Source organism: Psychroserpens citreus, assembly GCF_055686305.1.
The window spans coordinates 2,491,196-2,513,185 of the sequence record NZ_CM145999.1 but is presented as its reverse complement, the minus strand read 5'-3'; the positions used below and the strand labels follow the sequence as shown (position 1 = coordinate 2,513,185).

General features: G+C 32.4%; 21 protein-coding genes. 13 read left to right on the top strand and 8 right to left on the bottom strand.

Features of this window, described 5'->3' with window-relative positions:
• Positions 1-72: 72 nt before the first annotated feature.
• Both ACTU6T_RS11390 and ffh read right to left on the bottom strand, forming a co-directional pair.
• Positions 73-948, bottom strand: a complete 876-nt coding sequence (locus tag ACTU6T_RS11390) for a bifunctional 5,10-methylenetetrahydrofolate dehydrogenase/5,10-methenyltetrahydrofolate cyclohydrolase (RefSeq protein ID WP_460218319.1) — start codon at positions 946-948, stop codon at positions 73-75.
• A gap of 52 nt (positions 949-1,000) precedes the next feature.
• Positions 1,001-2,329 carry a signal recognition particle protein gene (ffh, locus tag ACTU6T_RS11385; protein ID WP_460218318.1) on the bottom strand — a complete coding sequence of 443 codons (1,329 nt, stop codon included), beginning with the start codon at positions 2,327-2,329 and terminating at the stop codon, positions 1,001-1,003.
• 236 nt (positions 2,330-2,565) lie between these two features.
• On the opposite strand from ffh, the gene ACTU6T_RS11380 reads away from it, so the two are divergent.
• Genes ACTU6T_RS11380 through ACTU6T_RS11365 form a run of 4 tightly spaced genes read left to right on the top strand, consistent with a single transcriptional unit; the run spans position 2,566 to position 6,887 of the window.
• A complete protein-coding gene (locus ACTU6T_RS11380) occupies positions 2,566-3,081 on the top strand; it encodes an RNA polymerase sigma factor (RefSeq protein WP_460218317.1) in 516 nt (171 codons plus the stop codon).
• A gap of 48 nt (positions 3,082-3,129) precedes the next feature.
• Positions 3,130-4,026, top strand: a complete 897-nt coding sequence (locus ACTU6T_RS11375) for a FecR family protein (protein WP_460218316.1) — start codon at positions 3,130-3,132, stop codon at positions 4,024-4,026.
• 43 nt (positions 4,027-4,069) lie between these two features.
• Positions 4,070-6,328, top strand: coding sequence for a TonB-dependent receptor plug domain-containing protein (locus tag ACTU6T_RS11370; protein ID WP_460220762.1), 2,259 nt, complete (start codon positions 4,070-4,072; stop codon positions 6,326-6,328).
• A 10-nt stretch (positions 6,329-6,338) separates the two neighbouring features.
• Entirely contained in the window at positions 6,339-6,887 is a 549-nt protein-coding gene (locus ACTU6T_RS11365; protein ID WP_460218315.1) for a YfiT family bacillithiol transferase, read from the top strand.
• Here ACTU6T_RS11365 and argS read toward each other — a convergent pair whose 3' ends face one another.
• Entirely contained in the window at positions 6,888-8,672 is a 1,785-nt protein-coding gene (gene argS, locus ACTU6T_RS11360; RefSeq protein WP_460218314.1) for an arginine--tRNA ligase, read from the bottom strand.
• A gap of 470 nt (positions 8,673-9,142) precedes the next feature.
• Between argS and ACTU6T_RS11355 the strand changes: the two genes are divergently transcribed.
• Positions 9,143-11,197: an ATP-binding protein gene (locus ACTU6T_RS11355; protein WP_460218313.1), complete on the top strand. Its 2,055-nt coding sequence runs from the start codon at positions 9,143-9,145 to the stop codon at positions 11,195-11,197.
• Positions 11,198-11,349: 152 nt separating this feature from the next.
• Positions 11,350-11,859, top strand: coding sequence for a chromophore lyase CpcT/CpeT (locus ACTU6T_RS11350; protein WP_460218312.1), 510 nt, complete (start codon positions 11,350-11,352; stop codon positions 11,857-11,859).
• Between the two features lies 1 nt (position 11,860).
• Here ACTU6T_RS11350 and ctlX read toward each other — a convergent pair whose 3' ends face one another.
• Together ctlX and ACTU6T_RS11340 are read right to left on the bottom strand one after the other, a co-directional pair.
• On the bottom strand, positions 11,861-12,793 hold the full coding sequence (ctlX, locus tag ACTU6T_RS11345) for a citrulline utilization hydrolase CtlX (protein WP_460218311.1): 933 nt from the start codon (positions 12,791-12,793) through the stop codon (positions 11,861-11,863).
• Between the two features lie 48 nt (positions 12,794-12,841).
• On the bottom strand, positions 12,842-13,231 hold the full coding sequence (locus ACTU6T_RS11340) for a hypothetical protein (protein WP_460218310.1): 390 nt from the start codon (positions 13,229-13,231) through the stop codon (positions 12,842-12,844).
• 116 nt (positions 13,232-13,347) lie between these two features.
• On the opposite strand from ACTU6T_RS11340, the gene ACTU6T_RS11335 reads away from it, so the two are divergent.
• Complete coding sequence (locus tag ACTU6T_RS11335; RefSeq protein WP_460218309.1) at positions 13,348-15,078, top strand: M14 family metallopeptidase; 1,731 nt, start codon at positions 13,348-13,350, stop codon at positions 15,076-15,078.
• Positions 15,079-15,135: 57 nt separating this feature from the next.
• Here ACTU6T_RS11335 and ACTU6T_RS11330 read toward each other — a convergent pair whose 3' ends face one another.
• A complete protein-coding gene (locus tag ACTU6T_RS11330; RefSeq protein ID WP_460218308.1) occupies positions 15,136-15,849 on the bottom strand; it encodes a globin family protein in 714 nt (237 codons plus the stop codon).
• Positions 15,850-16,083: 234 nt separating this feature from the next.
• Between ACTU6T_RS11330 and ACTU6T_RS11325 the strand changes: the two genes are divergently transcribed.
• Genes ACTU6T_RS11325 through ACTU6T_RS11310 form a run of 4 tightly spaced genes read left to right on the top strand, consistent with a single transcriptional unit; the run spans position 16,084 to position 19,445 of the window.
• Positions 16,084-16,467: a hypothetical protein gene (locus ACTU6T_RS11325; protein ID WP_460218307.1), complete on the top strand. Its 384-nt coding sequence runs from the start codon at positions 16,084-16,086 to the stop codon at positions 16,465-16,467.
• Positions 16,427-17,230 carry a LytR/AlgR family response regulator transcription factor gene (locus tag ACTU6T_RS11320; RefSeq protein ID WP_460218306.1) on the top strand — a complete coding sequence of 268 codons (804 nt, stop codon included), beginning with the start codon at positions 16,427-16,429 and terminating at the stop codon, positions 17,228-17,230. Before ACTU6T_RS11325 ends, ACTU6T_RS11320 begins: the two co-directional genes overlap by 41 nt.
• Positions 17,227-18,345 (top strand): hypothetical protein, encoded by a 1,119-nt coding sequence (locus ACTU6T_RS11315; protein ID WP_460218305.1) that lies wholly within the window; start codon positions 17,227-17,229, stop codon positions 18,343-18,345. The genes ACTU6T_RS11320 and ACTU6T_RS11315 overlap by 4 nt, the downstream gene beginning before the upstream one ends.
• A complete protein-coding gene (locus ACTU6T_RS11310) occupies positions 18,342-19,445 on the top strand; it encodes an ATP-binding protein (RefSeq protein ID WP_460218304.1) in 1,104 nt (367 codons plus the stop codon). Before ACTU6T_RS11315 ends, ACTU6T_RS11310 begins: the two co-directional genes overlap by 4 nt.
• Here ACTU6T_RS11310 and ACTU6T_RS11305 read toward each other — a convergent pair.
• Entirely contained in the window at positions 19,442-20,023 is a 582-nt protein-coding gene (locus ACTU6T_RS11305) for an NUDIX hydrolase (RefSeq protein WP_460218303.1), read from the bottom strand. The two genes, ACTU6T_RS11310 and ACTU6T_RS11305, sit on opposite strands and share 4 nt — an antisense overlap.
• A gap of 102 nt (positions 20,024-20,125) precedes the next feature.
• On the opposite strand from ACTU6T_RS11305, the gene pyrE reads away from it, so the two are divergent.
• Together pyrE and ACTU6T_RS11295 are read left to right on the top strand one after the other, a co-directional pair.
• Entirely contained in the window at positions 20,126-20,770 is a 645-nt protein-coding gene (gene pyrE / locus ACTU6T_RS11300) for an orotate phosphoribosyltransferase (RefSeq protein WP_460218302.1), read from the top strand.
• Between the two features lie 29 nt (positions 20,771-20,799).
• On the top strand, positions 20,800-21,195 hold the full coding sequence (locus ACTU6T_RS11295; protein WP_460218301.1) for an SRPBCC family protein: 396 nt from the start codon (positions 20,800-20,802) through the stop codon (positions 21,193-21,195).
• Here ACTU6T_RS11295 and ACTU6T_RS11290 read toward each other — a convergent pair.
• Positions 21,192-21,923, bottom strand: coding sequence for a biotin--[acetyl-CoA-carboxylase] ligase (locus ACTU6T_RS11290; RefSeq protein WP_460218300.1), 732 nt, complete (start codon positions 21,921-21,923; stop codon positions 21,192-21,194). The genes ACTU6T_RS11295 and ACTU6T_RS11290 overlap by 4 nt on opposite strands.
• Positions 21,924-21,990: the final 67 nt, after the last annotated feature.

The window sequence follows — 21,990 nt, the reverse complement described above, 5'->3', positions numbered from 1 at the left end:
TTATAGAGAATGACAAGACATATAAATAGATGCAACTTATTATTTACTTCACGTGCACATACCAATTTTGATTTACATACGCTGTTCTCTTGCTAATAATGTATTCTTAAGAAGCATAGCAATGGTCATTGGTCCTACGCCTCCAGGTACAGGTGTAATATAACTTGCTTTTTTACTAACATTTTCAAAATCTACATCACCCGTAATAATATAGCCTTTCGGAGAACTTTCATCTGGTACTCTGGTAATACCTACATCAATGATGATAACATCATCCTTTACCATTTCTGCTTTTAAGAAGTTTGGAACACCTAATGCAGAGATAATAATATCGGCTTGAGATGTGATTTGCGTAATATTTTTAGTATGACTATGCGTCAATGTCACAGTAGAATTTCCAGGAAAGCCTTTACGTCCCATTAAAATACTCATTGGTCGACCAACAATATGACTTCTTCCAATTACTACAGTATGCTTTCCTTTTGTTTCAACACCATAACGATCTAGCAATTCTAAGATACCAAATGGAGTTGCAGGTATAAATGTACTCATATCAAGAGCCATTTTTCCAAAATTTTCTGGATGAAAACCATCAACATCTTTACTTGGATCAACAGCCATTAAGACTTTTTGCGTATTAATTTGAGGTGGTAATGGTAACTGAATAATAAATCCGTCAATATCATCATTTTGATTTAACTCTTCAATCTTATCAAGCAACTCAATTTCACTAGTCGTATTAGACATGCGTACCATTGTAGATTCAAATCCAACACGCTCACAAGCACGAACCTTACTTCCAACATAGGTCAAACTTGCGCCATCATTACCTACAATAACAGCTGCTAAATGAGGTACTTTCTCATTTTTAGATTTCATTTTATCAACCTGCTGCTTGATTTCATTTTTAATATCGTTACTTACTTTCTTGCCGTCTAAAATTGTCATTGTTGTTGTATTGCGTTGTGGTGTTAGTTTTATATAAAAAAAGCATGAGTTTTTATCTCATGCCTTTCATAGCTTGCATCATTGCTTTTCCTTTTCCGCCTTGCATCATTTTCATCATTTTACTCATTTGGTTAAATTGTTTGAGCAGTTGATTTACTTCTTGTACCGAAGTTCCAGATCCCTTTCCAATTCGTTTCTTTCTACTTGCATTAATAATAGAAGGATTAGAACGTTCTGAAGGAGTCATAGAATGTATAATCGCTTCAATACCTTTAAAGGCATCATCATCAATATCTACACCCTTCATCATCTTTCCTGCACCTGGAATCATTCCGATTAGGTCTTTCATATTACCCATCTTCTTGATTTGTTGTATTTGCTTTAAGAAATCATCAAAACCAAACTGATTCTTTGCAATTTTTTTCTGAATTTTTCTAGCTTCTTCTTCATCATACTGCTCCTGAGCTCTTTCCACTAAAGACACCACATCTCCCATTCCAAGGATACGATCTGCCATACGCGAAGGATAGAATACATCAATAGCTTCCATTTTTTCACCTGTACCAATAAACTTTATTGGTTTGTTTACAACAGATTTAATAGAAATTGCAGCTCCACCTCGTGTATCACCATCTAACTTGGTTAAGATGACACCATCAAAATTCAAAATGTCATTAAAGGCCTTCGCTGTATTAACAGCATCTTGACCAGTCATCGAATCTACTACAAACAAGGTCTCTTGAGGTTGAATAGCATTATGAATGTTAGAAATTTCATCCATCATGGCCTGATCAACCGCCAAACGACCAGCGGTATCAATAATTACAACATTAAATCCGTTAGCTTTAGCGTGGGCAATACCAGCTTGAGCAATAGCAACTGGATCACTATTACCTTTATCACTATAGACTTCAACATTAATTTGATTTCCAACTACATGTAATTGATCAATCGCCGCAGGACGATATACATCACACGCAACTAATAATGGGCGCTTGGTTTTTTTATTTTTGAGATAATTAGCTAATTTACCAGAGAATGTAGTTTTTCCTGACCCTTGTAAACCTGACATTAAAATGACACTAGGTTGACCAGATAGATTGATACCTTCAGCATCACCACCCATTAACTCTGTCAATTCATCCTTTACAAGCTTCACCATTAACTGACCTGGTTGCAAGCTTGTTAATACATTTTGCCCTAAAGCTTTTTCCTTGACTTTATTGGTAAATTCTTTAGCAATTTTAAAGTTAACATCGGCATCTAATAAGGCTCTACGAACTTCTTTAAGAGTTTCGGCTACATTGACTTCTGTTATACTACCATGGCCTTTTAAAACGTGTAACGCTTTATCTAACTTTTCACTTAAATTATTAAACATATGCTTCTAGAATTTTAAAGATGCAAATTTAACGATTTGTGATGTATTTATGAAGTTCAAAAGCAGAAATTAAAACACAAAAAAGGATTGCTATGACCAACAATCCTTTTTAACCAACTAAAAACTAAAACTAACGGTTAAGTTTACTTAACGTTTATTTCTATTTTTAATAGAACAATCAAATATTGAAAACTCCTACCATATAATTTTTATAACTTAGCTGCAACCGAAAACATATGGCAAAACCGCTTAAAGAAAATATTTGTGAAGAACATCTGTTCTCTTCAATCTTCAAGAAATACTCACAAGATTTACACAATTTCTTGTTTTATAAATTTGGGCATCAGTTAAATCCACAAGATAAAATGCAAGAAGCTTTTGTTAAATTATGGGAGAACTGTTCTAAAGTCTCTCAAGAGAAAGCAAAAAGCTTTTTATTCACAACAGCAAATAATTTAATGCTAAATGAATATGCACATCAAAAAGTAGTTCTACGTCATCAAAAATTAAAACCACAGCATAGTACTAATATTAGTCCTGAATTTTTACTTGAAGAAAAACAATACAAAGAAAAATTAGAAAATGCCATCGCTAACCTAACTGAAGCACAACGAGTGGCATTTCTAATGAATCGAGTTGAAGGCAAACGATTTAAGGAAATTGCAAGTATCCTAGACATTTCTACTAAGGCTGTTGAAAAGCGCATTTATGGAGCATTAAAAAAATTAAGACAAGACATCGATGAACTATAAGGGTAGGAATTATAATAACATAACTGTTCTATTGTTGAACCAAATACTATGAACCGAGACAACCTCATACAAAAATGGTTAGATCATGATCTAAATCCTCAAGAGCTTGAAGCATTCAAACAGCTTGAAGATTACAATGATCTTATCAAGTTAGATACACATCTAAAAGGCTTTAAGGCTGATACTGTAGTTACAGACGAGGCTTTAAAAACGGTATGGAATACTATAAATTCAAAACAAAAAACGTCCCATAAACTTACACCTACTTTATCAAAAATTGCAGCAATATTAATCATTTGTTTTGGTGTTTACTTTTATACTACCACCCTTGACACTTCAGAACATACAATAGCATCACAACAAAAAACTATCGTGCTTCCCGATGCTTCTGAAGTTCAATTAAACGCATTATCTTCTTTAAGTTTTAACAAATCAACGTGGGACGACAATCGAAGTGTTTCTCTAGAAGGAGAAGCCTTTTTCAAGGTAGCTAAAGGCCAACAATTTGATGTTAAAACTAATTTTGGAACTGTAACAGTATTAGGAACTCAATTTAATGTTAAGCATCGTAACAATTACTTTGAAGTAACCTGCTATGAAGGAAAAGTTGGAATAGACACCAACATAAAACAAACGACGCTTCTTCCTGGAGATTCGTTTTTAATCATAGATGGAACCTACATAACTACTAAAAAAGAGCAATTGTCTGGTCCTTCATGGCTACACCATAATAGTACCTTTAAAAGTATTCCATATAGAGAGGTTATTGCCGAATTCGAAAGACAGTATAATGTTTCTATAGTATTTGACAATCTAGACCTTACTCAAAATTTTACTGGAAGTTTTATTCATAATGATATTGAAATTGCCTTAAAATCCATTACTTTACCATTACAATTAAAGTATAGTAAAACGGATAATATCATTACATTAAAACGTGAGTAAAAAAGGTGTATACTATCTTTTTATAATCTTATTTTTCTTGAATGTGGTCAGTATTTGTGCTCAAACCAATTCAAAGGATAAACTACCGCTTGCAAAAATCCTTGTACAGTTAGAGGCTAAATACACTATCAACTTTACCTATTTAGATCAAACTATTGAAGAAAAGATAGCACATCCTCCAGATGAGGGACTCACTTTAGACGAAGTACTTGACTATTTGAAATCTGAAACAAACTTGGATTTCATTAAGCTAGATGACTCTAGAATAGTTATTTCAAAACGTACCAACCCCTTTAGTAGTTTTATAACCCAAAAACTCGAAGAGATCGTCATTACTAATTTCCTTACTAAAGGTATATCAAAGAAAAGTGATGGTAAAGTCAACATTAACACAGAAGACTTCGGGATACTCCCAGGTCTTATTGAAGCAGATATTCTTCAAAGTATTCAAGCATTACCTGGAATAATAAGTGTTGATGAACGCGTATCTAACATTAATGTAAGAGGCGGAACTCATGATCAGAATTTGATTCTTTGGGATGGTATAAAAATGTATCAGTCTGGACATTTCTTCGGACTTGTTTCTGCATTTAATCCCAACTTAACAAAAGAAGTTAACGTGTCTAAAAATGGAACTAGCGTAAAGTTTGGTGATGGTGTTTCTAGTGTTATAGACATGCAACAATCAAACGGATTAGATCAAGAATTTAAAGCTGGGGCTGGATTCAATCTTATTAATGCAGATGGGTTTGCTAAAATTCCTTTAGACGAAAATGCCGAACTACAAGTATCGGCCAGACGATCATTAACCGATTTTATTTTTACACCTACCTATGATCAATATTTACAACGCGTCTTTCAGGATTCTGATTTTTCAAACACATCTCAAAGCAATTCTGAAGTTACTTCAAATAACGAGCGATTTTATTTCTACGATATATCAACAAAATTTTTGTACGATATTTCAGATCAAGATCAATTTAGATTCAACTTTTTAACCATTAATAATAATTTAACTTATGATCAACAATCTGATACCAGTATTCCCTTAAAGAATAGCTTAGAACAAAATAATCTTGCTGCCGGATTTGAATATTTAAAATATTGGAATAGTAAGCTTACAACCACAGCACAAGTGTACTACACAACCTATGATTTGAACGCAACTAACTTCGACATTACTAACAACCAACGACTTAATCAAGATAATAAAGTAAATGATTTAGGCATAAAAATTAATGCAACCAATCACATTGACGACAATTTAAAACTTCATGGTGGTTATCAATTTAGTGAGGTTATTATTAGTAACGAGGAAAACAGAGATAACCCAGATTTTGTAAGTTTTATTAAAGAAGTGGTAAGAACCCACTCTATTTATGGCGAAGCCGAATTTACTTCTGCAAACAAAAACACATATGCAAGAATTGGATTACGAACCAATTATATTGAAAAATTCTCCGAGTTCTTTACCGAACCTCGACTATCAGTAAGTCATAAATTAGATAATGATTTTAGAATTGAATTTCTTGCCGAACTAAAAAGTCAAACAACATCACAAATTATTGATTTGCAAAACGATTTTTTAGGTATTGAAAAACGTCGATGGATTTTATCAAATAATGAAGACGTCCCAATTATTAAAAGTACTCAAGGTGCTGTTGGTGTTCATTATAATAGAAACAAACTATTAATAAGTGCAGAAGCATTCATCAAAAATGTTGAAGGTATAACAGCTAGAAGCCAAGGGTTTCAAAATCAATTTCAATTTTCTAATGATACCGGAAAATATCAAGTAAGTGGTATCGATTTTCTTATCAATAAGCAGTTTGATTCATTCAGTACTTGGCTCAGTTATTCGTTTAGTAAAAATGACTATACATTCGAAAATTTAAATGAAGGCAATACTTTTCCAAACAACATTGACGTACGCCATACTGCAACCTTTGCAGGCACTTATTCGATTAATGATTTAAAGTTAGCGCTTGGTGTTAATTGGCATTCTGGAAAATCCCTAACCTTACCCCTAGAAACTCAAAACCCAAATACCTCACAAATTAACTATGCGGCACCTAACAGCACAAGTTTAGATGATTATTTAAGAACTGATCTTTCTGCAACGTATCAATTAACACTAACAAATAAGATGGACGCTTCAATTGGAGCATCCATATGGAATCTTTTAGATCGAAAAAATGTAATCAACACCTATTATGTTAAAAATAGCGATGGTGAGTTACTTACAGTAGAAAATGTGTCTCTTGGGATTACACCTAATATAAGTTTTAGAGTACGATTTTAAATATATTAACATGACAAACAACACCTTACAAAAACTAAAATTTCCAATTGGGGAATTTCAAAAACCTGAAATTATTACTTCTGAAATGATTACCAATTGGATACAAGATATAGAACAGTTTCCAAAAGCTATGGAAATTGCTACTAAGAATTTATCTCAAGAAGAATTACAATGGACGTATCGTCCTAATGGCTGGAACATTAAGCAGGTGGTTCATCATTGTGCCGACAGTCATATGAATAGTATTATTCGTTTTAAATTGGCGCTTACTGAAGACACTCCAACAATACGACCTTACTACGAAGATCGCTGGGCAAATTTGGTTGATGGAACTGACGATAATCTTAACGACACTTTACATCTACTAAAAGGACTTCATGCCAAACTAGGTAAACTTTTGCGTCACATTTCCGAAGAAGAACTTTCAAGAGAGTTTGTACATCCAGAACACGGAAAACGTTTTAGAATTGACGAAACCATTGGCACTTATGCATGGCATAGTAATCATCACTTAGCTCATGTGAAACAAGCTATTAAACATAAAGGTACTTTTGAATAATTACATACGCTCTGGAACGTTAATTCCAAGCAAACTGAACCCATTTTTAATAACATTTGCAACGGTTTGAGCTAGTTGCACACGAAATACTTTATCACTCTCCTTATCGGCTCCTAGGATAGATACATTTTGATAAAATGAATTAAATTCTTTTACTAAATCATAAATGTAGTTTGCAATAAGCGCTGGACTATGATGACTTGCCGCATTTTGAATCACTTCAGGAAATAATTCTAATTGTTTAAGCAATTCTTTTTCTTTGTCGTGTAAAGACACTTCGACTGCGCTCAGTGTAACACTGGCATCAATATTTGATTTACGTAATATTGATTGAATTCTTGCGTAAGCCATCTGAATATAAGGCGCTGCATTTCCCTGAAAATCTATAGATTCCTTAGGATCAAACAAAATACGTTTTTTGGGGTCTACTTTCAGAATATAGTATTTTAGAGCGCCTAAGCCTATAGTTTTATAGAGTGCTTGCTTCTCACTTTCAGAATACCCATCAAGTTTGCCTAGTTCTTCAGAAATCTCTTCGGCCGTTTGTGCCATCTCTACAATTAAATCGTCGGCATCAACAACTGTTCCTTCTCTACTCTTCATCTTTCCGGAAGGCAAATCGACCATTCCGTAACTTAAATGATATAAATTTTCAGCCCATTCAAAGCCTAGTTTTTTAATAATTAAAAACAACACCTGAAAGTGATATTCTTGCTCATTTCCAACTGTATACACCATACCTCCTACATCAGGAAAATCTTTAACACGTTGGATTGCGGTACCAATATCTTGCGTCATGTACACAGCGGTACCATCACTACGCAATACGATTTTTTCATCTAGACCATCTTCGGTTAAATCGCACCATACAGAACCATCGTCTTTCTTAAAAAAAACGCCTGTTTTTAAGCCTTCGACAACAAACTCTTTTCCTAATAAATAGGTTTGACTTTCATAATATAAGGTATCAAAATCAACGCCCAAATTTTTATAGGTTGTATTAAAACCATCATATACCCAACCGTTCATAGTTTCCCACAAGGCAACAACTTCAGCATCACCAGCTTCCCATTTACGGAGCATAGCTTGAGCTTCTAGTAAAATCGGCGCGTTTTTCTTTGCATCCGCTTCCAACTGTCCTTCAGAAATAAGCTGTTGTATCTCTTGCTTGTATTCTTGGTCAAACTTCACGTAGTAATTACCTACCAACTTATCGCCTTTTAATCCAGACGATTGTGGTGTTTCTCCATTTCCAAAGCGTTTCCAAGCCAACATACTTTTACAAATATGAATTCCTCTATCATTAATAATTTGAGTCTTATACACTTTTTTACCAGAAGCTTTTAATATCTCAGAGACACTATATCCCAACAGGTTATTTCTAATGTGGCCTAAATGCAGTGGCTTATTTGTGTTTGGCGAAGAATATTCTACCATAACCGCTTTGTCATTAGCCGTTGGCTTTACAAAACCGTAATTGGTTATATCTTTAATACTATTGAAAAACGCTGTATAATACACATCACTAATTTCAATATTCAAAAACCCCTTAACCACATTATAGGTCTTAACTTGATCGACATGTTGTACTAAATACTCACCAATTTGTTCACCAATTTGCACTGGATTTCCTTTGACAACCCTTAACATTGGGAATACTACAACCGTAATATCTCCATCAAACTCTTTTCGAGTTGCTTGAAATTCTACCGATTCTAATTCCGCATTAAAAACAGACTTAACGGCCTGCTTTACATTAAGTGAAAGTGTATCCTGAAGCGTCATTTTTCTTGTAATTTTAAGTCTGCAAAGATAGACTTTTTATTAAATTTTTAAGTGATATTACTGAGTTTATTACGTATTTAACTATTAGAAAACACATTAAATTACAACAGTTAAACAAAAGTCTAAATATATGTAATCAATTAATTATCAATTATTTAGCATTAGTATGCATTTCATCGATAAACCTACCGTTTTTCCATGATTTTTGCTGTTAATCTATTCGTCGATGTTTTTAATAATTTCAATCGTCACTTTAACTAATTTATAGGTATTAAAACCCAAAAATTAGGGTTTCAGAACGTTTTTATTGATTTTTGATATTGCTATTAATCAAAGTCCCAAACGTTGATGACTCTTAATAATCAATCATTATTGAGATTGACAATTTTGTTTAAGCACGTTAATCATCCGACCCTCAAGGAAATTTCGTGTAAGAATAGTTTTGCAATCATTAATACCCTAGCTCACGTATGAAGCAGTTAATAACATTAGCTGTGTTATGTGTGTCTCTCTTTTGTTACTCCCAAACAAATGAGATAGATAGTCTTACCGTACATTTATCTTTTCAAAATCAGGACTCATCAAAAGTCGATACATCCATACGTTTAGTAAAGGCCCTATATGATGCTAAGAGTTATAAAAAAGCATTGACATACATTGATAATACTGAACGTCTTGCTAAACTTTTAAATCATACTAAAGGTATTGCTGATGTTAATTATTATAAGGCATTAATTTATGCACAAAAAGATGACTACTACAATGCCATAGATGGTTACAATCGTTCAAAACGCTATTATAATCAGCTAGGAGATACTTTAGGTATTGCGAAAGTCAATAACAGTATTGGTTTAATTGAAATAAAACGCGGCAATTACAGTGTTGGATTAGAGAATTCACTATCTGCCATTCAAACCTTTGAGTCCAGAAATCTTAATGACGAACTGAGCTCTGCTTATAATAATTTGGCTGAAGCTTATTACAATACGAATCAGATTGATAAAGCTTTAGAATTTAATATTAAAGCACTATATGTTAGGGAGCAACTTAGAGATAGTATTGGAATTAAGACCTCAACTAGAAATGTGGCATTGTTATATTCTGAACGAAGAGAGCATCGAAAAGCAATTGAATACTACGAAAAGGTTTTAAAATTATTAAACCCGCTTACAGATCAAAAGCTAAAAGGCGAAATCTTGCCAAGAATTGGTGCCGAATACTTACGTTTTAAAGATTATGAAAAAGCTGCAGAGTATTTATTAGAAGGACTCAAATTTAACAGAGATGTCAATAACGAAGATGGTATTTTAAGAGCTTTAAATGCTATTGGAGAATTAAACATTCAACAAAGAAAAGTGAAATTAGCAGAAATTCAAGTAAATGAAGCTTATGCTATTGCTACAAAAATAAACAACAAACCAGAACTCCTTAAAAATTATAGACTACATAAAGAAATTGATTCTATCAACGGAAGGTTTCAAAATGCCTTTTTCTGGCAAGGCAAATATTTTAATTTAAAAAGTGAATTAGATAAAGAGAATCAACCAATAGTTCCTGTTATCACTAAACCAATAGAAGTTGAACCTTTAGATAATGATAACGAATTTAATTCGATAGCCTTAAAGCAAAAAGAAGAGGAGAATGAAATTATGCTTAAGAAGCTAAAGGCTATTTCTTATCTACTTGGTGCTGCCTTCTTAATCGTTTCTACAATTCTATTACTCATTTATCTAAAACGCAAAAACACCTTAAAATTCAATCAAGAATTACGAGAAAAAAATATAGAAATAGAACTTAGAAATAAAGAGTTCGCTAAACAAAAAGAACATCTAGAAGAAGTGAATAGTGTTAAAGACAGGCTATTTTCTATAGTATCTCATGATTTAAAAGATTCTATCTCTTCAATAAAAGGCTTTATCGATTTATTAAAAGAAGATGGCATCTCTCGTGAAGAATTTTATGATTTGGTTCCCGAACTTAGTGAAAATGCAGATAGTGCAAACCAATTACTCTTCAATTTGTTGAATTGGTCTAAATCACAAATGCAAAACTTAGAACCTAAACCTGAACTGTTCAATATTCAGGATGTGTTCCGTACTAAAATGAATTTAGTTGAGCAAAAAGTTGAGCAAAAGCGTATTGTTCTTATTGATGAATCCCATAGAGATTTTATTTATGCAGATAAAAGCATGATTGAAATTGTCATTCAAAACCTGATTACTAATGCTGTAAAATTCACTCGTGTTGGTGATGTAATTACAGTGTCAAATACCGATCACAACGGAAAATCTTTAATATGTATTGAAGATACTGGCGTTGGTATTTCTAGAGAAAATATTGACAAATTATTCCAAAACGGAACGTTTACGACACGTGGCACAAGTAATGAGAAAGGCACTGGGTTAGGCCTTACAATTTGTAAAGAATTAGTTGAACTCAACGATGGTAGAATTTGGGTAGAAAGCACTCAAGGTGTAGGCACAAAATTCTATGTAGAACTCCCAAAAATCAAGCCAGCAAACTAATTATTTTTTTGGTATCTTTCAACAAAAGAGACCATTATGATTAGATATTTTTCAATACTATGCATAGCTTGTGTTTTACTAAGTTGCAAAAATGAGAAGCAACACAATTCAAAAGAAATCAAACCCAACCATTTACAGAACTCTTTGCTTTAATGCAAGGCTCATTCAATTCTGAAGTTCAATCTCAAGTAGATTCTACGTACTTCAACATCTCTTTACATATGTATCCTATTTGGGAAGATAAAGGGCACTTTTTATATGTTGAGCAAGCGTTAAATGCAAGACAAAACAAACCATATAGACAACGAATTTATGAGGTAACACAATTGAACGATAGTATGTACAGTTCTGCCATATACACCATCAAACAAGATTCGCTTTGGATTGGCAAATGGAAAACTCCTAAAGCTTTTGACGCTTTGCCTATGGATCAAGTGACTAAAAAAGAAGGATGCGAGGTACTACTAAAGCGATTAGATTCTAATTATTTTAAAGGGGAAACAGGAGAAAAAACATGTGAAAGCACTCTATATGGTGCCGCTTATGCCACAAGCGAGGTTGAAATTTTAGAAGACAAAATTATCTCTTGGGATCGAGGTTTTGACACTAAAGGGAATCATATTTGGGGCCCGAAAAAGGAGGTTATATTTTTAATAAACTAGACTAAAATTTAGGCAAAAACACTTCTGCCATCATACAACGGGCGCTACCACCTCCACAGGTTTCAATGGTTTCCAATGAGCTCGACAAAATAGGACAAAACTTCTCAATATCTAAAATCTGCTTAGGTGTTAAACTATCATGTGCAGCTTTACTCATCACTAAATAACGTTGTCCATCTCGACCTTGAACTTGAAGCATATTCCCTGCAAATTGATGCATCTGCTCTTCTGTAATTTCTATTACAGCTTTCCCATCTGCTTTAAGATGTTTAAGAACATTTTTTCGTTCTTTTTTATCATCGATGCTATCAAGACAAATTACTGAAAATCGTTCAGCTAAACACATCATCACATTTGTATGATAAATGGGTAATCGTTCTCCGTTAACTGTTTGATTAGCAGTAAATATAACTGGAGTACACTCAAAATCTTCACAAAACTCAATCACTAATTCTTCATCAGCTCTTGCCGACAAGGCACAATAGACTTTTGAATTAATACGATCTAAAAGTAAACTTCCTGTTCCTTCTAAAAAAAGGTTGTCGTTTTCTGCGCTAGTGTAATCAATGATATTTTCAATATTGTACCCCTCGTCTTCTAGTTGAATTAATACATTTTCACGTCGCTCGCGCCTTCTGTTTTCAGCAAACATAGGATAAAGCACCACATCACCATTTTCATGAAAGCTTACCCAATTATTTGGAAATATAGAATCAGGCGTATCGTCTGAAGCAATATCATTGACAACAACAACATGAACACCAACAGCACGTAATTTATCAACAAACGCATCAAATTCTTGCTGAGCCTTTGCGTTTATTTCGGTATTTTTTAAATCTAGTTCTTCCTGAAAATAATTATTAACGGCTGTTTCCTCATTCATCCTAAATCTAACAGGACGAATCATTAAAATTGTGTTCGTAGTTTGCGACATGCTTAAAAATTTAAGTGGCGCTAAATTAAATAATTTTAATATAGAAAACTACATTGCGCTTTTATTATTTTGGCTCATTAATAACCAATCTAATGCCTCTTGACGTTCTCTAAAAATTTTAATATTCCAATTATTACGCTTATTGATATCCATAACAATTTGAGTCGCCATTTCTGCACTTTGACTATATACAACAACAGCCCTAAAAGCAATGACATCACTCAATTTACCCATAGCTACTTGAGCATCAAAAGTATAAGAATATCCATGCTCTTTATTGATTAAAAGCGAAAAAGGAACTTCGAGATGTGACAACATGAGGTTACGGTATATATCAATCATATCTGAGTCTATGACTATACCATCGTTAATTATAATTTCGGCAATATTAGATCCTAAGATCTTAATTTTTCCAAAGGGCAAAATAAAAACTTTCATTTAGCTATTAGTTTAAAGGGATAAATCAAATTTAGATTAACTTTGGGTGGTTATTAGTTTTCATTCAGAAAGAAATAAACAACGATATTAACAATTGTAATATAATCATGATTAACATGAAAAAACTTGCACTTCTTTGTTTGATTTTGATGTCTTGCTCAAAACAAAAGCGAGTCGTACAAAATTTTACGACAACATATGAAACCTCAAATGGAACCGAAACCGCAACTTATGATCAAGTTATTGAGTTTTACAAAGACTTAGACTGGGTATATGATGAAATTAAGGTTAAAGCTATTGGTGATACTGATGCTGGTAAACCGTTACACATGGTAATTCTTAATCCGGATGGCAACTTTGACTTTTCTGCAATTAAGGAGCATAAACGTGTATTACTCATCAATAATGGTATTCACCCTGGAGAATCTGATGGTATTGATGCCACAATGCTCTTATTTAGAGATATTGTTCAGGGCAAAATAGAGATGCCAAAATCTACGGTTTTAGTAGCCATTCCTGTCTATAATATTGGTGGTTGCCTTAATCGAAATTCTACAACACGAACCAATCAAAATGGACCAAAAGCTTATGGGTTTAGAGGTAATGCACGAAATTATGATTTGAACAGAGATTTCATCAAAACCGATACACAAAATGCAAGAACCTTCCAGTCCATATTTAACTTAGTGCAACCTGATGTTTTTATTGACAACCATGTAAGCAATGGTGCAGATTACCAATATACACTTACTCACTTATTCACTCAACATAATAAACTAGGCGGAAAGCTAGGTGAGTTTTTGCATACTAAAATGATGCCTCAACTAGAACAGAAACTCGCTCAAAAAGATTGGGACATTACACCTTATGTCAACGTATTTAACCGAACTCCAGATGAAGGTTTCAACCAATTCATGGACTCTCCACGATATTCCACAGGATACACAACGCTATGGAACACCTTAGGCATGATGGTTGAAACACATATGCTAAAACCATATAAACAAAGAGTTGAAGGCACTTATGAACTCATGAAGTCAATGATTGAAATTACCGAAGCTGAAGGGGAATTAATTACTACATTGAGACGTAATGCATTAAAAGAAACACTCGCTAAAAAAACTTACCCTTTACAATGGACCATAGACACAACCAAATCAACAACTCTACAATTTAAAGGTTACGAAGGAAATATGGTAGAAAGCGACATAACTGGAGCGCTTCGATTAAAATACGATAGGACAAAACCCTTCACTAAAGAAGTGACATATAACAATTATATGGTTCCTAGTTTAGAAGTAGACATTCCACAATCGTATATTATTCCAAAGGCTTGGCGAAATGTGCATTTTCCATTATATAAACATAACATAGCAATGCATCATATCAAAAAAGACACCACGATTAGAGTAACATCGTACAGAATTAAAAACTATAAAACTAGAGAGCAAGCTTATGAAGGTCATTATCCGCATTACGATGTCGACATTGAAAGTCATCAAGAAGATGTCAAATTTCATAAAGGCGATTGGATCGTAAACACCAATCAACGTGGATTAAGATACATCATAGAGACTTTAGAACCACAAGCGCCTGATTCGTTTTTTAATTGGAATTTCTTTGACACTATTTTACAGCAAAAGGAAGGTTTTTCACCTTATGTTTGGGAGGATAAAGCTGCAGAATTATTGCAACGTAATCCAAAATTGCAAATCGATTTTAATCTAAAAAAAACCTATGACAAAGACTTTGCTGATAATTGGTATGCTCAACTTGATTGGCTTCACAAACAAAGTGAACATTATGAAAAAGCACACTTACAATATCCTGTGTATCGTATAGAATGAAAAAGAGCGTGTCAAAAAAATTAACCGCTCTTCTTCATAAAAAACAAGTTTTATAATTTATTGCAACGTGAAATCAAAAAGTTGATTTTGATCTTGTCCATTTTCATTATTATTATTTGTCTGTGTTCTCCACAACCTAAGACTTTTCTCTTCGGTATATTCACCACAGTCAAAGTCAACACCATTAAATATTAATGGTGCATCATTTAATTCTGCATCAACTCTAAATATAGATGATGTTTGAAATGGCTCTTGAGGAAAATAAAGCGTAACTAAACCATCTGGTGTAGGGAAGACTAACTCCAAATAATTTGCAATAACCTTAGTCCGCATTCTATTATTTGTTCCATCTGCACAAACACTAGAGTATAAGGGTTCAAAAGTAACAGCGTCTCTTATATTAACTGAGAAAGCGTTTGTATTAACCTCAAATTTAGCTCGTCCATTAGGTAGAAGTGTTACAGTTTCTTGAAATCTATCTGGAGCAACAAAAAAACTATATTCAGGTCCCGAGATTAAATAAAGCAAAGTCAAACCGTTTTGTACAACAACAAGACCATGTTCATTATTACCATTATTTCTTTGCATTGCTAAGTGATTACTTATAATATCATTAAACTCTCTACTAGTATTAAGAGTCTCGATTAGTTTTAAGGACTCTATCTGCGTCGATAAATCCTTACTCTCCTCTTGAATTTCGTTGACAGATTCTGTACTACATCCAAAAATAAACATTGTCATAATTGACAATAAAAAAACATTTTTTCTCATGATTACTGATTTTATGATTAATTAATAGCATTAACCAAAACAGAAGCGGATACACCTGGTAGATTTAACATAAAAATACTGTCAACTCTCTTGAAAAGCAATTGTTATTTATCATAGACCATAGCATTTATCTATCGGTAAATCTAACGGCAAATAAGCAAAATTAAACCGCTTGATTAATGATTTAGGTTATTGAATAATAATCTAGTATCTTTAAATAAATGCACCAACACAGTGACTAGTAAAGACATTAATCTTCATTGGGATACTAACATTATCAATCTTGATAATGTCATAGCCATTTCGAGAAATAATAAACAACATATTCTAAAATATCTAAATCAATTTTTAGAATTAATATCTGAACGGTTATTACAGCTCGAAACTTCATTAGAACAAGATGACAGAAAATTGACAAGACAAATACTACACAAAATGAGTCCGCAACTACAATTTTTTGGAATACAAAATGTTATGACACCAATCAATCGCTTAGAATATGAATATAATAGCATGTCAAAAAATGAGCTAAACAATTTAGTCTCAAAAATTATTATTACATTAGAAGAGGCTATTAATGAAGTATCTAAACTTAAAGATTCCGATTTTGACTCTTAATCTTTGTTCTGAAAAAAACTCCAAAATAAAATGTATTATCATTGATGATGACCCTTTTATTCAAGATTTATTAAAAGACAAACTAGAATGTCATTTTAATGATTTAAAAATAATTGCTATTGCAAACTCTGGAAAAGAAGGGCTTGCTAAAATTAAAAACCTTAAACCTGACCTCATTTTTCTTGATGTAGAAATGATTGATATGACAGGTTTTGAAATGCTTTCTAAACTTTCAAAAGTTAATTTCAAGACAATCTTTATAACATCTTATAAGCATTATGCTATAAAAGCTATTCGATTTAATGCTTTGGACTATTTATTAAAGCCTTTTGACATAGACGAATTAAAAAATGCCTTAAAGCGATTTAAAAAAATTGATAATCGTAATAATCTAAACCTAGCTATATCTAACTATAAAACCAAAGATGTTTCTCTTCAAGTATTAACGTTAAGAACACAACAAGGTGAACTACAATTGGCATTAAAAAACATAATTAGTATTGAAGGAGAGCGTAATTATAGTTATATTAATTTAACAAACAATAAAAGAAAGCTTGTTACCAAAACATTGAAAAGCTTAGAAGACTTACTTAGAAATAAAGGTTTTTTCAGATGTCATAAATCACACATCATAAATAAACTTCATATAAAAACGCTTTCAAACCAATACTTGGCAACACTTTCCAACGGTGTAAAAGTTCCTATTTCAAGAAGAAAAAAGGAAGATTTCATCACTTGGCTAGAAACACCTTTAGTAATATGAAGGTTTTTCACTTCATAATATTTGTCTTAACAAGCATTAACCTCATAGCTCAAGATACTTCAAACACAACCTTATTAGATAGTCTTAAAACTGAGCTAAACATTGCTAAAAAAGAAAATGATCTCTCAAAAGAAATTTTGACTTCTTACAACATAATGCTATTTAATTTAGACATTTCAGCAGATTATAATCAAGCCTATTTAAATGCTATAAATTTAGAAAAACTAATATTACGTCATGAGCAAAACAAAAAAGCTATAGAAACTGCACCTTATTTTTTTGATCGATTAGCTTGGATTTATCATAGCCAATCAAGATACCAAAAGAGTATTGAAACCTATAAAAAAGCAATTAAACTAGCTGAAGAATCAAAATTAGAAAAGTTGGCATTTAAATTAAAAAGTTCATTAGCATTTAATTTACATTTAACTGGAAAAATTGAAGAAGCACATAAAATTTTAAACAAATTAATTGATGTAGCTTATTCTAAAAACGATGATGATTTAAAAGCAAAAATTCATTACTCATTCTATACTTTATTTATTCAAGAAAATAAGCCCAAAGCTGCATTAAGTCATATAATTAAAAGTATAAAACTTACAACTAACATGAGGGATTATGCGCATAGAAATATTAACATTGGCACATGCTATTACAATCTCAATGAATTAGATAGCGCGTTAACTTATACACTTAAAGGATTAGACATTGCAAAAAAGCATCATTATATTCAACAGCAATCTAACGCACACAGCCAACTCAAAGGCATTTATCTTGAGCTTAAAAACTACGAGCGTACAGTACATCATGATTTAATTTATAATCAACTATCTTCTCAGCTTGGAACCCAGCGCACAGTTATAAATCAAGAAGATACCAATCGTAAAGAATTAGAAGAAAAACTAAAACTTATTGAAGATTTATCCAACCAAAAACTAACAAATCAACGTATTCTTTTTTGGTCAAGCTTTGTCCTTTTATTAATTCTCATTCCTTTTCTATTTATATTAAAAAACAGACTAAAACTAATTCGCAAACAAAAACAAATTATTGAAGTTGAACGAAACAAAGCCAAAATTTCTGAGCAACACAACAACAATTCCTTGCTAATATGAGTCATGAAATAAGAACTCCAATACATGCTATTTCTGGAATGACAAATGCTTTACTGAGAAAAAACCATCCAAGCACTCAAAACAACTACCTCGAAGCAATGAAAAACAGTTCAGAAAACTTACTCATACTCATTAATGATATTTTAGATATATCTAAAATAGAATCTGGTATAATTAATATTGAATTACAGCCTACAGACCCTTGTCTTGTTTTAGATAAAGTTATCAATATGCTAAAAATTAAAGCTAATGAAAAAGGCATAAAACTTACATCACAATACTCAAAAGATATCCCAAATCAAATAATAACTGATGATAGTAGATTACATCAAATCTTAACAAATCTAATAGGAAATGCTATAAAATTCACATCAAAAGGGCTAGTGAATATCGATTTATCTGCTTCCAACAATTCGATTATATATACAATTAATGATACTGGAATTGGAATTTCTAAAGATAAGTTAAAAACTATTTTTAATCCTTTTGAACAAGGCGAAAAAACAAAATCTCAAATTTATGGTGGCACTGGTTTAGGTTTAAGTATTTCAAAAAAACTTACCGATCTATTGCACGGAGAAATTTGGGTAGAGAGTACCCCGAACATAGGAAGTACTTTTTTTCTTAAACTACCTATAACTCAAGAAAACATAACCACAATTGCTGACAAATCAAAACAACTCATCGCATTTGATGATATCTGCCAACATTTAAAGGAGCTTAATATCTTATTGGTAGATGATGACGAATTTAATATTATGGTCGCCAAAGATGATTTTAGTTATTATTTAAAATCACCTAAAATTATTGAAGCAAACAACGGAAAAGAAGCATTCGAACTCTATAAATCTAATACTGTAGACCTTATTCTAATGGATGTTCATATGCCTATCATGGACGGGTTGGAAGCTACAAAAATGATACGCTCATATGAAAAAGAAACTCATAATAAACATACACCAATTATAGTGATGACAGCTAATGTAATGACCTCCGAAATTGAAAGATATTTAGATTATGACATTGAAGACTATATCACTAAACCTTATGACCCAGAATTACTAATTCGAAAATCATATCATGTCATAAAAAACACTTAAATCAATAACTTTATATTAGCATAACTATTATTGAGTGCATCTTGACTTTCATCAGATGTTAGCCAAGCTACTTTTGTAATACCTTCGTTTTCTTGAGGATATAGTTCGCCGTTGAATCCAGTTTCCATCTCAAACCAATAAGTCACCTTAATTTTATGCTTTCCGTTACGCTTAAATATATGATAGGTCGTATTTAGTGGTTTTTTAATTTTTAATCCTGTAACACCAGTCTCTTCTTCGACCTCACGAATAGCTGTTGTTTCAATGGTTTCACTGCCTTCAATTTTGCCTTTAGGTAAATCCCACTTATCATTTCTGTAAATAAAAAGAATCTCTCCCTTGTCATTAAAAACCTTACCTCCTCCAGCAACCACATTAGGTAATAATTTCAAAAACTTTTTTAGCAGCTTATCTTTTTTATTTCCAATAAGTCTAACAGATGACAAAGAAGTTGTATTAAGCTCTTTGATTACTTTGCCTATATTTACCGTAGAGAGTAAATAGTTTTTAAACCCTTTCTCTTGTTCTACCTTTGTTGTGAGTACAATAGGTTTATCATTTACGAAAATTTGATACATAGATTTAAATAGCCGTTTTCAAAAAGTAAAAGTATCATTTTTAAAATTAATTTTTATTTTAAGATTGAAATTATTTTTATCAAAAAAGCGTAGTTTTGCAACATGATTTTTGACAAAGAAACTGCCAAACAAACTGCTGAAGTTTTACTACAAATTAACGCTATAAAACTTCAGCCAAAAGATCCATTTACATGGGCTTCTGGATGGAAATCTCCAATATATTGCGATAACAGAATTGTGTTATCATTTCCTCCAATACGTAACTATATTCGCGAAACCATGGCCAAACATATCGAATCTCACTACGGTAAAGTAGATGTTATTGCTGGTGTAGCTACTGGAGCAATAGGAATTGGGATGTTGGTTGCCGAATATCTTGGGCTTCCATTTATATATGTAAGACCAGAAGCGAAATCTCATGGTCGCCAAAATCAAATTGAAGGTTATATTGAAGCTGGACAAAATGTAGTTGTCGTTGAAGATTTAATAAGTACCGGAAAAAGCAGCCTTAATGCTGTAAAAGCACTAAAGCAAGCCAAGGTTAATGTAAAAGGAATGGTTGCCATTTTTTCTTACGGATTTGAAGTTGCTCAACAAAATTTTAAAGAAGCTGGTGTCGAACTTTTTACATTAGGTAATTATGAAACTTTATTAGAACAAGCGCTAGATACAAAATATATCGACTCTAAAGAACAAGAAGTTTTGGCACTTTGGAATGCCAATCCTAGCGAATGGAACGCTATTTGATTACAAGCTATTAAAAATATATAGTATACATGAAATTAGAATCACCTAAAACAACTATCGATAAATCAGCTCAAGAGACGTTTGATTTTTTATCTGATGTAAAAAACTTCGAAAAACTGATGCCAGAAAACATTAGCAAATTTGAGGTTCTAGAAGACGACAAATTTTTATTTGCTTTAAAAGGCATGCCCGAAATTGTACTTAAAAAGAAAGAGGCCATTTCTCCAAACAAAATTGTTTTAGGAGCTGCTGGTGGTAAGCTAGATTTTTCTCTTACAGGACATATTACCGAAATCGCTTCAGAAAAAAGCGAAGTCTCTTTAATCTTTGAAGGCGAGTTTAACGCTATGATGGCCATGATGATTAAAGGTCCAATCAGTAAATTCATTGAAACTTTAGTTGGTAACATGCCTGCTCAGGTTTAATATAAAAGTTTTACTTCTTTTAAATCAAATACCTTAAGAACATCATCTTCAATTAACACTTGTAGATGACCAGAACGGGTAACCCCTTTTATAAAACCAGTAAATAATACGCCTTCAGCATCTTCAAATGTTGAAGGTTTATTGTTTCTAAACAGTGTAGCCTCATAGAACTGCTTAATCTGCTGAAATTGCCCAGATTTTAATAAAGTAACATATCTTTTTAAAGAATTAATGATGGCATCTAATACTTCATTTAAATGAAAATATTGTCCAGATAAAACCTGCATAGATGTAGCTGAAGGCAATTGTTTAAGCTGTGTTTGATTAACATTTAAACCAAACCCAATAATAGTAGCTTGTAAAGCATTATGCTTTATGACATTTTCTATCAAAACGCCAGATATTTTCTTTTGGTCTGCCAAAATGTCGTTAGGCCATTTCACTTTTACATTTCTAATCTGAAAGGCTTTTAAAGCCTCTGAAATAGCTAAAGATGTTGCCATACTGATATAAAAACTATCTTCAATATCCAAAAACGAAACATCAAGAAACACACTAACCATAAGGTTTTTACCTGGCTCAGAGTTCCATGTTGTTCCCATTTGCCCGCGACCTTTAGTTTGTTTATCGGCCATAACAATTGTATAATCCTCCAGAGATTCTTCATTACTCAATTGTCTTAAAAACGTATTGGTCGAGTCGATGGCATTAAGTTTGATTATATGCATAAGTATGTGTTAATAAAAATTATAATTTTCTTATGAAGAATATCTGTTTATAAGACACAAAAAAATA

Coding starts and splice junctions, on each gene's coding strand:
- ACTU6T_RS11390 (WP_460218319.1), bottom strand. CDS start 948: ATGACAATTTTAGACGGCAAGAAAGTAAGTAACGATATTAAAAATGAA.
- ffh (WP_460218318.1), bottom strand. CDS start 2,329: ATGTTTAATAATTTAAGTGAAAAGTTAGATAAAGCGTTACACGTTTTA.
- ACTU6T_RS11380 (WP_460218317.1), top strand. CDS start 2,566: ATGGCAAAACCGCTTAAAGAAAATATTTGTGAAGAACATCTGTTCTCT.
- ACTU6T_RS11375 (WP_460218316.1), top strand. CDS start 3,130: ATGAACCGAGACAACCTCATACAAAAATGGTTAGATCATGATCTAAAT.
- ACTU6T_RS11365 (WP_460218315.1), top strand. CDS start 6,339: ATGACAAACAACACCTTACAAAAACTAAAATTTCCAATTGGGGAATTT.
- argS (WP_460218314.1), bottom strand. CDS start 8,672: ATGACGCTTCAGGATACACTTTCACTTAATGTAAAGCAGGCCGTTAAG.
- ACTU6T_RS11355 (WP_460218313.1), top strand. CDS start 9,143: ATGAAGCAGTTAATAACATTAGCTGTGTTATGTGTGTCTCTCTTTTGT.
- ACTU6T_RS11350 (WP_460218312.1), top strand. CDS start 11,350: ATGCAAGGCTCATTCAATTCTGAAGTTCAATCTCAAGTAGATTCTACG.
- ctlX (WP_460218311.1), bottom strand. CDS start 12,793: ATGTCGCAAACTACGAACACAATTTTAATGATTCGTCCTGTTAGATTT.
- ACTU6T_RS11340 (WP_460218310.1), bottom strand. CDS start 13,231: ATGAAAGTTTTTATTTTGCCCTTTGGAAAAATTAAGATCTTAGGATCT.
- ACTU6T_RS11335 (WP_460218309.1), top strand. CDS start 13,348: ATGAAAAAACTTGCACTTCTTTGTTTGATTTTGATGTCTTGCTCAAAA.
- ACTU6T_RS11330 (WP_460218308.1), bottom strand. CDS start 15,849: ATGAGAAAAAATGTTTTTTTATTGTCAATTATGACAATGTTTATTTTT.
- ACTU6T_RS11320 (WP_460218306.1), top strand. CDS start 16,427: ATGAAGTATCTAAACTTAAAGATTCCGATTTTGACTCTTAATCTTTGT.
- ACTU6T_RS11315 (WP_460218305.1), top strand. CDS start 17,227: ATGAAGGTTTTTCACTTCATAATATTTGTCTTAACAAGCATTAACCTC.
- ACTU6T_RS11310 (WP_460218304.1), top strand. CDS start 18,342: ATGAGTCATGAAATAAGAACTCCAATACATGCTATTTCTGGAATGACA.
- ACTU6T_RS11305 (WP_460218303.1), bottom strand. CDS start 20,023: ATGTATCAAATTTTCGTAAATGATAAACCTATTGTACTCACAACAAAG.
- pyrE (WP_460218302.1), top strand. CDS start 20,126: ATGATTTTTGACAAAGAAACTGCCAAACAAACTGCTGAAGTTTTACTA.
- ACTU6T_RS11295 (WP_460218301.1), top strand. CDS start 20,800: ATGAAATTAGAATCACCTAAAACAACTATCGATAAATCAGCTCAAGAG.
- ACTU6T_RS11290 (WP_460218300.1), bottom strand. CDS start 21,923: ATGCATATAATCAAACTTAATGCCATCGACTCGACCAATACGTTTTTA.